13 protein-coding genes are annotated in these 13215 nt (G+C 44.0%); 1 reads left to right on the top strand and 12 read right to left on the bottom strand.

Annotation, left to right across the window (positions count from 1 at the left end; genetic code table 11):
• Window positions 1–783: 783 nt before the first annotated feature.
• From AC1DUD_RS16935 to AC1DUD_RS16920, 4 genes are all read right to left on the bottom strand, one after another.
• On the bottom strand, window positions 784–1629 hold the full coding sequence (locus AC1DUD_RS16935; protein WP_477376407.1) for a ThuA domain-containing protein: 846 nt from the start codon (window positions 1627–1629) through the stop codon (window positions 784–786).
• Between the two features lie 117 nt (window positions 1630–1746).
• A complete protein-coding gene (locus AC1DUD_RS16930) occupies window positions 1747–2241 on the bottom strand; it encodes a hypothetical protein (RefSeq protein ID WP_477376405.1) in 495 nt (164 codons plus the stop codon).
• Between the two features lie 341 nt (window positions 2242–2582).
• A complete protein-coding gene (locus tag AC1DUD_RS16925; protein WP_121224413.1) occupies window positions 2583–2957 on the bottom strand; it encodes a DUF3037 domain-containing protein in 375 nt (124 codons plus the stop codon).
• Window positions 2944–3741 (bottom strand): HipA family kinase, encoded by a 798-nt coding sequence (locus AC1DUD_RS16920; protein WP_477376402.1) that lies wholly within the window; start codon window positions 3739–3741, stop codon window positions 2944–2946. Before AC1DUD_RS16920 ends, AC1DUD_RS16925 begins: the two co-directional genes overlap by 14 nt.
• 584 nt (window positions 3742–4325) lie before the next feature.
• On the opposite strand from AC1DUD_RS16920, the gene AC1DUD_RS16915 reads away from it, so the two are divergent.
• Window positions 4326–4823, top strand: coding sequence for a DinB family protein (locus tag AC1DUD_RS16915; RefSeq protein ID WP_477376400.1), 498 nt, complete (start codon window positions 4326–4328; stop codon window positions 4821–4823).
• 82 nt (window positions 4824–4905) lie between these two features.
• Here the strand turns inward: AC1DUD_RS16915 and AC1DUD_RS16910 are convergent, their stop codons facing one another.
• From AC1DUD_RS16910 to AC1DUD_RS16875, 8 genes are all read right to left on the bottom strand, one after another.
• Window positions 4906–5112, bottom strand: a complete 207-nt coding sequence (locus tag AC1DUD_RS16910) for a hypothetical protein (protein ID WP_477376398.1) — start codon at window positions 5110–5112, stop codon at window positions 4906–4908.
• Window positions 5113–5517: 405 nt separating this feature from the next.
• A complete protein-coding gene (locus AC1DUD_RS16905) occupies window positions 5518–6348 on the bottom strand; it encodes an amidohydrolase family protein (RefSeq protein ID WP_477376396.1) in 831 nt (276 codons plus the stop codon).
• Window positions 6335–7186 carry a fumarylacetoacetate hydrolase family protein gene (locus AC1DUD_RS16900; protein WP_477376394.1) on the bottom strand — a complete coding sequence of 284 codons (852 nt, stop codon included), beginning with the start codon at window positions 7184–7186 and terminating at the stop codon, window positions 6335–6337. Before AC1DUD_RS16900 ends, AC1DUD_RS16905 begins: the two co-directional genes overlap by 14 nt.
• 9 nt (window positions 7187–7195) lie before the next feature.
• Window positions 7196–8485 carry an alpha-L-fucosidase gene (locus AC1DUD_RS16895; protein ID WP_477376392.1) on the bottom strand — a complete coding sequence of 430 codons (1290 nt, stop codon included), beginning with the start codon at window positions 8483–8485 and terminating at the stop codon, window positions 7196–7198.
• A 14-nt stretch (window positions 8486–8499) separates the two neighbouring features.
• Entirely contained in the window at window positions 8500–9264 is a 765-nt protein-coding gene (locus tag AC1DUD_RS16890; RefSeq protein ID WP_477376390.1) for an SDR family NAD(P)-dependent oxidoreductase, read from the bottom strand.
• A 232-nt stretch (window positions 9265–9496) separates the two neighbouring features.
• Window positions 9497–11158 carry a UxaA family hydrolase gene (locus AC1DUD_RS16885; protein ID WP_477376388.1) on the bottom strand — a complete coding sequence of 554 codons (1662 nt, stop codon included), beginning with the start codon at window positions 11156–11158 and terminating at the stop codon, window positions 9497–9499.
• 47 nt (window positions 11159–11205) lie between these two features.
• Window positions 11206–12558: an alpha-L-fucosidase gene (locus AC1DUD_RS16880; protein ID WP_477376386.1), complete on the bottom strand. Its 1353-nt coding sequence runs from the start codon at window positions 12556–12558 to the stop codon at window positions 11206–11208.
• 11 nt (window positions 12559–12569) lie between these two features.
• Window positions 12570–12902, bottom strand: coding sequence for an L-rhamnose mutarotase (locus tag AC1DUD_RS16875; RefSeq protein ID WP_477376384.1), 333 nt, complete (start codon window positions 12900–12902; stop codon window positions 12570–12572).
• Between the last annotated feature and the right edge of the window lie 313 nt (window positions 12903–13215).

Here is a 13215-nt window from a genome sequence, read left to right as displayed (position 1 = left end):
AAGCCCGGTGTTCTGGTTGTAACAAAACGTGTGTCCCAATTTTTTGATTCTCCATAAAAAATTAAAATTCTCCCGGCGTTCTTTTTTGGAAAAACAGGAGTGTTCCAAATTCTGAGTGTAGAAACGCGGAACACCTTTTTAATGAAACACGTTGATATTCAATATTTTAACCATTTACTTGAAACATTATTAAAGCACTGATAATCAACACCTAAAACTAAAAAGAGTTTAAAATTCGTTTTTTTTAAAGATCAAAAACAGCAGCATTTAAAAACGTAATTTTTGCTGATTTTTTAGCGTTTTTTGAGAAAAACAAATTGGCGGCTTTATCTGCCTCGTGTGCTGACAAAGTAGCGACACCATTTTAATGGTTTGTTTTTCGGATATTTTTTTGCGCCCGAATACGCGAGGTTTTGCCTATGTTGACCAAACTTCCACGCTTTATTCAGCAAAAAATGAACATCTTCGCTCACGAACTCAATTTGGCCGGGAGCGCGGAGGCTCCTTCCCTGACAAGGTTCAGGCGTGGACGCCATAGTCGTTAACTTAAGCAATTAATCAACAAAGGATTTTAAAATCCCCTCTCGAGAGGGGGCGCGTAGGAATGTGTGGTAGCAGGGGTGTGTTTCTGCTATTGGTTTATCAAAGCAGAAACACACCCCTCCCCCCCTCTCAAGAGGGGAATCGCACAAGCCCGCGCTTTTCTTCCTTAAGTTAACGGTTCAGGCGTGGACGCCTAAACCTGCGCAAAAATAAAACTTTCTCTTCAGGGGACTGGTGACACTACTTTCCTCTCCCCAGCCACAACAATGAATTGATGATCAGTTTATCCACATCGGCATTTTCAAAAGTTTGGGAAAGTTCTTTGTTGGTACCGCCATCATAGTCCATGGCATTATGACCAATGTTGAAATAAACCATACGGTAGTTTTTATTAGTCCAGGCTACGGGATAGTAACCACTATGCCAGATCTCGTATTGTTTTGGGCCGGTGCCTAAGGGAAAACTTGTTGAGTCGACTGCCAACAGGATATCAATATTGGGATTTTTGCGAAGGTCATGCTCCCAGCGATACCACTCGTTGGGGTTTGTTTTAAAAGTTACCGGCAATCCTTTGGTTACGGGATGATTGGGATCCTCCACATGTAAAATAGCGGGCGTTGGATGCCAGGTATTGCTTACATATTGCCCCGAACCTAAAAACTCGTTATGGTACCAATCCCAATTTTGCGGAAAATCAGATGGGGTAAGCGCAAAGGCCGAAAAGTGGAACCCCATCCAGGCGCCGCCCTTTTTCATATATTGCTCAAAAGCCGCACGTTGTTTCGGGTTATCGGCTCGGGTATCTAAAAATATAACCACCTGGTATTTGGCTAAAAACTCTGGGTTCATGTTTGCCCAGTTATTGGTGCTATCGTAAGTAAAGTTGTACTTCTTAGCCATAGCCGGAAACCAGCGGTTTGCCTCGTGCATAAAGCTGATATGAGCCAGGTCATTCCGGCCGGTGTAAAAGGCTATTACTTTGAAATTCTTTTTGCTTTGTGCGTTAACATTTACCGCCGTAAAAACAGCCATAACGATGAGAGCCACAAACAGTACCACCCTGTTAATCATAGTTCGGTTGATCATAATAATCGTGTGTTTATAATTGTGATCATAAAACTAAGGGATTTGGTTTTATGATGTTAAGAAAACGGTGTAATGAGAGGTGATGTAGGGGTGGTTAGATATTAGGCCAGGCTTCCGTTATATTTCCAGCATGTTCCCCGGATTGGGGAACCCGGTATAATAAACTGAGTAATTATCCAAATCCCACATTCCTTTCAACATCTGGATAATAATATCGATTGTCGCGGTTAAACTTTGTGTTTTAATTGGGAAAGCCCATGAGCTTTTAAAGTAGTCATCTACTTTTCTACTTTCAAAAGCGTCAAGTGTTTCTATATCCAATTTAGGTCCCTTTGAAGCAATCAGCGTTTTTGTTTGGTTTAACACATTTATCAAAGTCGCTTTATCTTCATCATTAGTTATATTTCTATCTAATGAAATGTTCACCATTCCAATCAATGAACCTTCCCGATTGAATTTACATGACATATAAACATTTTCTACATTTTTCGAAAAAGTATTAATGCCAATACTTTCAAAGGTTTCACATATATAATCGCTTAAAACTTCAATGAAACATTCGGGAATCCAAAATCCTTTGGATTTAAATGTAATGTATGCTGTATTAGGCATTTTTTATTTTTTTAATAGGCATTTCCCTTCTTACGCTCGTTTGTAACCTACCGTGTACCCACATCTTTTAATTATTATGATGGACTAAAAGAAGATGTCATTTCGACGAACCTGTTGGGGGAATGTGTGGATGTGGTGAGGAGAAATCTTATACATCCAACTCTAAACTATGCAAAGCGACTTTACAGGGCGTATAAGATTTCTCTTTCGCCCCGGCACCCAGCCCCCATCTGCTCTTTCGAAATAACATTTTTATTTAAAACTTATAGGTACTGTAGGTTACAAAACGAGTGCGATTTTTTTGCGTTTCCCCTTGCCCGCGTCCTCACGCACACTTATCATCACAACACCATCTGTTCAAACAACCTGTTCAATGTAGCCTCAGCATCAACACACAAACCCGGATGTACTTTTGATGCCTGCACCACTGTACTACGGGTAGCCGTGAGCCAGCGGAAGCGTGAGGGCTGATCAAGCTGTGCTATAGGCCCGGCATCTTTTTCGCCATTACAAATGCGTTCGAGCGAATTGATATTTTCCTTCAGGCAGTCCAGATCCAAATCACAGCAGAAAGCAGCCAACCGTTCATCGTCTGGCTTGAACAGCACTTTTAAAAACTTTTGTTTAGGGCAAAACAATATCACCCCGATGTTGATAAACTCTTCGCGCTCCACCCTTGGTACAACGCGGATAACGGCGTACTCAAATACCTGCATATAGGGCTTGTTTTGCGGCTGTAACAAATATAGCTGACGCGGCTAACCGGGTTATTAAAAACTCGGCGTATATATTCCGTACTTCATCAGGCGTTTCTTCAAAATCTCTGTAGGTGATCCATTCGTCGGGTATCAACGCCACAATATCACGGATCTTTTCGGGTGTTAGTATCGTTTTAAATTCGGCATCAACAAGATCCAGCTGATTAGCCCAGGGTAACAGCACGTGATCTTTCACCTGCAGAAACGGACGCGTAGACATTTCCTCCCAGTTATGCCATGAGTGATGGAAATACAGCGCAGCGCCGTTATCAATCATCCACAACTCCTTATGCCATATCAGCATATTGGTATTGCGGGCGGTACGGTCGACATTGGTAAGCAGACAATCGAACCAAACTATTTGCGAAGCCAGTTTGACATCAACAATTGTAACCGCCGGATCAAAAGTGATAGCGCCCGACAAATAATGCAGCGCCAGGTTAAGACCCACACTGAATTTCAGCAGGTCCTGGATCTCCTCATCGGCTTCCGAGCGACCAAATGCTTCGTCAAGATTGGCGAAAACCAACTCAGGCACTTTAAATCCAAGTAAACGGGCGATCTCGCCGCCAATAAGTTCGGCAATGAGGGCTTTTACACCCTGCCCCGCCCCGCGGAATTTCAGTACATATAAAAACTCGTCGTCAGCCTCGGCAATAGCCGGTAATGACCCGCCCTCACGCAACGGAGTTACGTAACGGATCACGTTAACAGTGCGGAGCTGTGGTGGTGTATAGTTCATAGTTTTAATTAAACAAAAGCCAGCGTTAGGGATTGCAGCGGATACCGGCCCTGAGCGTAATGCCTGCAGGCGTATGAGCGGAAAGCCTGCCCGTTAGCTAACGGGAACGCCCAATTAATTGAGCTTAGGTTTTAAACAACATACATTCGCCGCTCAATTGCCGCGGTGGCTGTTACTTTTGTCTTGATACAAAAGTAACCAAAAAATCAAGTCAGCAGAGAGGTTTCTTTGCCCGCAGTCTGCCCTCTATACCCTCGCCATGCCTTTGCCCTGCAAAACAGGCAGAACCACGGCTGCTAAATTTTGCCTGGCCTTACCCGGTTCCTCCCCTGCAAAATTCGCTAATGCCTTTGCAGCCGCACAAACCCACCATTGTTCTGCCTGTCTTCGCCCGAAACTTTTCTGCTGACGGAAAAAAGCTTTTAATAAACATTATCTCAATAACCATCCTGCCAATCCTTAAATCCTAAAAATCACGGTTCAGAAAAAAATCAACGAAATCAAAAAAATCAGCGGTCCCTGTTGACATAGGGCTGTCATTACCCCGCCGTTACTTTACATCAGAAAACAAAAACACAACACTTATGGACACTTTGAAATCGTTATTGGAAGAGATGGAGCAGGAAGCTCAAACCACCGAAAAAATGCTGAGCCGCATCCCCGACGATAAATACCAATGGAAACCGCATGCAAAAAGCATGACCATTGAACAACTCTCTACCCATATTGCCGAACTGCCTACCTGGGTTACTATCACCCTGAACAGCGACGAACTGGACTTTGCCACCGTACCTTATGAACCTAAAAAGGTAAGCGGCACGGCTGATTTGCTGAAGCTATTTGAAGATTCATTGGCCAATGGCTATTCAAGCCTGCAAAAAGCTGATATCAACACGTTTGATAAAACCTGGACATTGCGTAACGGCGAACAAATTCTTAACCAACGCACAAAGGCAGAAGTAATCAGGATGACCTATTGCCAGATAGTGCACCACAGGGCACAGTTAGGTGTTTATTTACGTTTGCTTGATATTCCAATCCCGGGCAGTTATGGTCCGAGTGCAGATGAGCAGGGCTTCTAAAAATCGGGAGTAATAAGATCAGTTTACAATACAAAAGCAAAGCGGGCAAAGGCGCGCTTTACTTTTGTAATTTCTTTTGCACTCAACTACGGTGCTTTGATAGCTTGCCTGTGTTAATTTCTTCAAGGAAGCCATTTTCGTTAATAGCATATCGGGCCTCAGAGGTATCGGTATCTATTTTGTAATGAACGGTCTTTACTTTTTTGTTCCTGATCCTTTTACCAAATATGAACATCGGCAAAATGAAAACCGCAAGCAGGACTACAACTTGTAACAGGGTTGTGTACATAACGTCTAACATAAAATTTAAGTCTGATTGGTACCCATATAACGTTATCCGGAGCGAAATGGTTCACCTTTTTAGCGATATTTTATACCAATCATGTGTCATACAGCTAAATGTGTGCCATACTTATATCTGACGTTGTATGTTACCTTAATATTACACTTAAGTTGATATTTAATTGATTTATAATGAAATGAACCAAACACTACACTATCATATTGATAATAGTGCCTATCGTTTTGAAATAAATAATATACAGTACAGTTTAGTGATTTTAGTACAGTGGCGAAGTATCGTTAAAAGGCGGAATTTGATGGGAATGGGAAGCGTCCGTGAGGACACGGACGCTGGTTGGATTAACTAATTTCTATTCCTCCGATCCGTGTCCCCACGGATCGCATCGTCAATTTATAAGCCGTAAAACGCTATGGCATTCCCGCCGAAAAACAGCTGCCGCTCCGTACCGGAAAGCCCTTCGGCATAGAGGTTCATCACCTCCATTGTTTTTTCATAGCCACCGGCCAGCAGGCATACCGGCCAATCTGAACCGAACATTACGCGATTAATACCAAAAGCATTAAATACAACATCAATGTAAGGGATAAAATCAGCAGCAGGAGTGTTATGCCAGTCAGCTTCGGTGAGCAGGGCGGATACTTTGCAATACACATTTTGATAGCTTGCCAGCTTTTCGATATCCTGTTTCCAGCCATCAATTTTGCCGGCTTTAATGTAGGGCTTGGCCATGTGGTCGAGCACAAACTTTTGATCCGGAAACTCGGCTACCAGTTGCGCGGCATAAGGCAGATGGTTGGGGAAGATCAGGATATCGTATGTATATCCGTACTGACCTAAAGCAGCTATACCTTTTTTAAACTGGGGATCGAGCATATATTGCTCATCGGGCTCCGACTGTAAGATGTGCCGGAAGCCTTTGAGCTTTTCATATTTTTTTAAATGATGCAGCCTGTCTTCCAGGTCACCAGCTTTCAGGTCAACCCAGCCTACCACACCTTTGATAAAAGGATGAACAGAAGCCAGGTCTAACAGAAACTCAGTTTCTTTTTCCGACTGATCGGCCTGAACAGCAACACAGCCATCTACGCCATGTTTTTGCAATACAGGTAACAGGTCTTCGGGATAAAAATCCCGGCCTATTACCTGCATATCTTCAGTGATCCAGCTGTCCCTTACCGGGTTATATTGCCAGAAATGCTGATGTGCATCAATTTTTAGCATATGCTACCAGGTTTTGTTTCGATTCGCCCAAACCTTCAATACCTAATTCAACCACGTCGCCGGCTTTTAAATAAATTGGCGGCTTCATGCCCAAGCCTACACCGGCTGGCGTACCTGTCGAGATAATATCTCCTGGCAGCAAAGTCATAAACTGGCTGGTGTATGAGATTAGGTGCGGCAGGTTAAATATAAAGTTTGAGGTGGTGCCATCCTGCATGGTTTCGCCATTTACTTTTAACCAAAGGCGCAGGTTATGCGGATCGGAAATTTCATCAGGCGTAGCCAAAAACGGCCCAAGCGGTGCAAAGGTATCGCAGCCTTTACCTTTATCCCAGGTACCATTACGCTCCAGCTGAAACTCGCGCTCGCTTACGTCATTGTGCAGTACATAACCGGCAACGTAGTCAATTGCCTCAGCTTCTTCCACATATGATGCTTTTTTGCCAATAACTACGGCCAGTTCAACTTCCCAATCGGTTTTAACCGAGTTTTTAGGGATCATGATATCATCAAACGGACCAACAATAGCGGTAGTTGATTTCATGAAGATAACCGGCTCGGGTGGCAGCGGTGCATTGGTTTCTTTAGCGTGATCGGCATAGTTAAGACCAATGCAAACCAGCTTTGAAGGGCGTGCGATCGGGCTGCCTAAGCGTGCATCATCCGCAACTTCGGGCAGTAAGTTATCTTTTATAAAGTCAGCAAGACGGCTAAGTCCATCGGTTTCAAAAAACTGTTCGGTATAATCCTCGCCAAAGGCCGATACATCGTATTTTTTATCATTCAGGATAACTCCTGGTTTCTCTTTACCGCTTTCGCCAAATCGTATAAGCTTCATTGTATGTTTTTAATTAGTTGTCAGTTTAATAATAGTATCGTTAGGGTCGGTTGTTATGCCGTTAAGATATACAAACACACCCTCGGTTTGTTGTTTAAATTTCACCGCGCTGCCATCGGCCAGTAATGCTGCTTTTGTCACTTTACCTTTTAATTGCGGAATAAAAACGTACGGTTGCTGCGGTGGTGTCATCACATGTACATACAGGTTTTTATCTTTCTGAGTGATAACGCCCCATGGCTGTGCCGGAATACCGCTGCCGCGGGTACCATAAATGGCCTCGCCGTTTTTTTGTACCCATGCGCCAACAATAGCCAGCGTATCGGTAAATTCAGACTGAATTTTGCCGTTAGGCATTGGGCCAATATTTAATAAAAAGTTGGCGTTTAAACCCGCCGCATTTACCAGGTAATGAATAATACGTTTGGATGATTTAAAGCTTCTGTCGGTAATGTTAAAACCCCAGCTGTTGTTGATGGTTTCGCAGGTTTCCAGAGGCAGGGCACCTATTTTTGATTTTGCGCTGAAACCGGTGGTATTTGCCCCGGGCAAGTCTTTTTCAAACATCTGGAAATCTTCGCCCTCTTTTGGTTCTAGGTGATGGTTGTTGCCGACCAATATTGCAGGGTTCAATTTATGGATCAACCCGTAGATCTCATCATAGTGCCAGTTAACATCGCGTTCCCAATGGCCATCAAACCAAATGCCTTTTACACCGGGATATTTGGTGATCAATTCGGTAAGCTGGGCTTTCATGAAATTGATGTAGCTGTCCCAGTCGCCATTTATAGGTTTACCGTCAACTATCGGGCTACCGAAGGCATAATCCTTGCGACCCCAATCCAGCAGCGAATAATAAAAATGCAGTTCGATGCCTTCTTTAACGCATTCCTGTGCCAGTTCCATCAAGGGGTCTTTATGGTAAGGAGTAGCATCAACAATATTATATGGCGATGCCTTGGTACCGAACATGCTGAACCCATCATGGTGACGTGAAGTAATGGTGATATACTTCATGCCCGCTTTTTTGGCAAACATTACCCATTCGTGGGCGTTAAAAGCCTGCGGATTAAAAAAATCGGCCAAACGTTTATAGCTATCATAAGGGATATGTTTTTCGTTCATTACCCACTCGCCCGCGCCAAGCTCACTGTAAATACCCCAGTGAATGAACAAGCCGAACTTCATATCCTGGAAGTTTTGCCTTGCAGCAAGGTTATCGGCAGTTGGCGTGTAGGTTTGAGCGCCAGCGCGTACAGCGCCGAGCAGCATCCCCATTAATAATAGCTTTTTGATCATATTCAAATTAGGTTTTAATTGTTCAGGGTGATAAACCCGCCGTCGATAGGATAATCGGTACCAGTGATGAAACCAGCCTCGTCCGAGCACAGGTAAAGCGCCAAAGCTGCTACTTCCTCCGGTTTACCCATCCTGCCTATCGGCTGGCTTTTGGATAGCTTTTCAAAAATCTCTTCCTCGCGGCCCGCGTAGTTTTTAGCAATAAAGCCATCCACAAAAGGTGTGTGTACCCTTGCCGGCGAAATGCAGTTACAACGGATGTTATCATGTAAAAAATCGCGTGCTACAGATAAAGTCATGGCATGGATAGCCCCCTTGCTCATAGAATAAGCAAACCTATCGGTAATACCAACGCTTGCCGCTATTGAAGCAGTGTTCAGGATCACACCACCGCCGTTATTTTTCAATACAGGAAGAGCAGCGTAAAGACAGTTATAAGCACCTTTAACATTCACATTAAATACCCGCTCAAAATCCTCAGTGCTGGTATTATCTGCGCGACCAATATGCGCTATGCCTGCGTTATTGATCAGGATATCAATCTTACCTATTTTGGTAAAAGTATCTACCACCTGCTGCTGATTGCTTACGTCGCAGGCATATCCGGTTGCTTTGCCACCTGCGGCAGTTATTTCGGTTACCGTATCGGCCGCAGCCTGGTCATTTAATTCGATGATATGAACTTCGGCACCTTGCTGTGCAAATAATACAGCCATAGCCTTGCCTATGCCGCTACCGCCGCCTGTTACAATTACTGATTTATTGGTTAGTTTGAACATAAGTATCTTTTAACTTTTGTTTCGTCATTCTGAGCACAGTTGTTACCATAAGTGCCCGAAGGATGAAAGCTGTTTATTAACAAACAAAAACTATGTCATTGCGAGGCACGAAGCAATCGCATGCTATACACGGCGGATTTGCTCCCGTGCGATTGCTTCGTTCCTCGCAATGACATGTTTTTCATGATTAACTCGCGCCGTTGTTGGTGTTGTCACCAACAACTCGCCGAGCCTATAACGACACCCCTCTCTTCCACGGAATAAAATCATCCTGGCCAAGTTTTACCGATTTTGGTTCTGCTTCGCCGCTGGCTACTTTTATTACGTAATCCAGGATCCGCTCGCCGGCCTGCTGGATGGTTTCGGAGCCCTCAATGATGGTACCGCAGTTGATATCAATAATATCGGGCATGCGCTGATACATGGCCGTATTGGTTGATAACTTGATTACCGGAGTAACGGGATTACCTGTTGGTGTACCCAAGCCCGTGGTAAACAATACAATATTGGCACCTGCACCTACTTCGGCAGTGGTGCTTTCCACGTCGCTGCCCGGAGTACATAATAAATTCAGACCAGGTTTGGTTACTTTTTCAGGATAATCCAAAACGGCGGTCACAGGTGATGTACCACCTTTTTTTGCTGCCCCTGCCGATTTAATAGCATCGGTGATCAATCCATCACGGATATTGCCCGGTGATGGGTTGGCGTAGAAACCAGAACCATCGGCTTCGGCACGGGCGTTGTAAGTGGTCATGAGGTGCATGAAGCGATTGGCCGTTTCCACATCGATACAACGATCGCTCAGCTCCTGCTCTACCCCACAAAGCTCAGGAAACTCTGCAAGGATCACCGAGCCGCCCATAGTAACCAGCAGATCGGACAAATAGCCCAATGCCGGGTTTGCCGAAATGCCCGAAAAGCCATCTGAACCGCCACACTCCAAACCAACGCATAGTTTTGACAACGGCGCAGGTTGACGTGTAGTTTCATTGGCTTTCACCAAACCGGCAAAAGTTTGTTTTAAAGCCTGTTTCAACAGTTCGCTTTCTGTGCCTACTTTTTGCTGCTCCAGCACAACCAGCGGTTTATTGAAGTTTGCGTCGCGTTTGGCAATTTCATTTTGTAAAATGCTTACCTGGGCATGTTGGCAACCTAAGCTTAATATGGTTGCACCTGCCACGTTAGGATGCGTGATGTAACCAGCTATTAATCCGCAAAGCGCATCAGAGTCTTCACGTGTACCGCCGCAGCCCAGGCTATGGCTCAGGAATTTGATCCCGTCGATATTTTTAAATAAACGTTTGGCGTTTGGCTTATCTTCGGTAGCCTGGATATCAGCATTCAGAATTTCCTCAACCGATTTACCGGCCTGGTAAAGTTCCATCAGTTGTTCTACATCGCCCTCATAGCTTTTAGCCTTTTTATAACCCAGTTTATCAACCAAAGCTTCTTTAAGCACGTTGATATTCCTGTTTTCGCAAAAAACAAGTGGTACTACTATCCAGTAATTTCCGGTACCTACTGAACCATCGGCACGATGATAGCCCATAAAGCTTTTACCTTCAAAATTCTCTGTGTCCGGCTGATGCCATTGTAGCTTGCGCTCGCCCAAATGAAACCCCTCGGCGGCATGGTGTACGTTTTCGGTGGTTAACAAGCCCCCCTGCGGTATAGTTGACGATGCTTTGCCAACCAGTACGCCGTACATGTAAATTTCCTTCCCCTCGGGCAGTTCATTGATCGCAAATTTATGCTTGGCTGCCACTTTATCTACCAGTGTAAAAGTTTGTCCGTCAAACGCGATAACGGTACCCTGCGGCAGGTCCTGAAGGGCTACCAGTACGTTATCATGCGGATGGATCCTTAAATATGTTTCTCTTTGTGTTGACATTATTGTATATGATCGGTCCTTTTTTAGCAAGGACAATATTTTTTTGCTTATTGCTGAAGCGTAAGTTCAATTACCGGTATTTCATAGTTCGGTTTCTTTGCCGGTAAAGTTACTTCCAGATCATCGCCATTAGTTTCTTTATATAAAAGCTCCGAGCTATCATTCAAAAACTGCGCGTATTTGATCTTTCCTTTATATCCGGGCAGTATCAATTTTCCCTGCGGATAGCTGAACAATTGTACATACAATTTACCGGCGGCTTTGTTATAAGTAAGTTTGGTTCCTTCAGGTATTTTATAGGTATCGAGAGCATACGTACAATTGTAAATAGATTTGCTGTTGGCATGCATCCAGTAAGCCAAACTATCCAGCGCATTGTTAGCGCGGTAATCAAACTCGCCACGCGCGGTTGGCCCAACGTTCAGGATCAGGTTGCCGCCATTGCTTACCGAAGTAATTAACAAATCAAGCAATTGACGGTGGGTTTTCCAGGTATTTTCATCACGGTAGTACCCCCATGAGCCTGAAAATGTTTGGCAGGTTTCCCAGGTTTTGCCGCGGTATTTGGCCAACTCGGCAGTACTTACCTGTTCAGGGGTTTCAAAATCGGCACCATCTTTATATTCTTCCAGGTTCAGGCGGTTATCTACAATAATGCCCGGTTGTAATTTCCTGATCAGTTTAAGCAATTCAACTGAACCCCACTCGTCTTTGCCTTTACCATGTCCATCTTTACGAGGGAACGAGAAATCAAGCCAAAGGATATCAATCTTGCCATATTTGGTTAACAACTCGGTGATCTGATCGCGCATGTATTGGCGGTATTTGGCCATATCACGTCCTTTGTTCAGCTTAGCGTATGACGCATCACTTTTATCAGCAGGAGACTGAGGGTGGATCTCATCAATAGTATATTGCGGGTGGTGCCAGTCTAACAGCGAATAATAAAAGCCCACTTTTAAACCCTGTGCGCGGAAAGCGTTCACATACTCGCGCACCAGGTCGCGTTTAGCCTTGGTATTTGGCGCTTTGTAATCGGTAAATTTTGAATCGAACAGGCAAAAACCTTCGTGATGCTTGGTGGTAAGTACGGCATATTTCATACCGGCTGCTTTGGCTTGCTTAGCCCATTTTTGCGGATCGAACAGATCGGGGTTAAACTGATCGAAATATTTCTGATAACCGGCATTGTCAATTTTTTCGTTGTGCTTCACCCATTCGTGGCGGGCAGCCTGCGAGTACAGTCCCCAGTGAATGAACATACCAAAGCGGTCGTCCTTCCACCATTCCATGCGTTTATCTTTTTGGGCATCGGTTTCGGTGCCTATCATTTTTTGCGCAAATACCGATGGGGCCATCAGCAACGTAAACATCAGCAGTAATTGTAGTTTTTTTAGCATCGCTATTCTATTTATAAGGAGAAAACTTTATCCATTAAAACCCATTTGGCACCCACAGGTGCATTTTTTACCGGCGACTGGTAGCCCCACATCAAATCTTCCCACTCCTGTACTTTGGGGTTTGCAGCGTCAATAGCTGCCGATTTCTCAAAGCTGAAAGTATCATCCACTTCCATGATCATGAACATTCGCGTATCAAAACGGTAGATCTCCATATTGGTGATTCCCTTGGCAATAATGCTGTCATGAATTTCGGGCCAGATGGCTTCGTGGTGTTTTTCATACTCGGCAATGAGTGCCGCGTCGTCTTTCAGATCGAGGGTTAAACAGTATCGTTGGCTCATAGAATAGCTCTCAAAAAAGTTTATATCGGTAATACAAAGAAATAAGGTTTGAGGCTAAATAATTATCGGAAATTAAACAAAACGTTCAACTATTTTGGCATAGATCTGAACCATGATTTTTGGGATTAAAGGATTACCGTGATATTGTCTGAACCGGGATTTGGAGGATTGATCGGATGAACCGGATTTTACCGGAGCTTTGTCTGAACTCGAATTTATTGAATTAAAGAATTTATTGAATTTGCTTAGCATTCTGTTAATTCCTTAATTCAATAAATTCGAGTTCAGACATCATCCTAACAATCCCAAAATC

The organism is Mucilaginibacter sp. P4_A11 (genome assembly GCF_056402535.1).
Note: the sequence above shows the minus strand (reverse complement) of the source record. Positions and strands in the feature narration are given on the sequence as shown.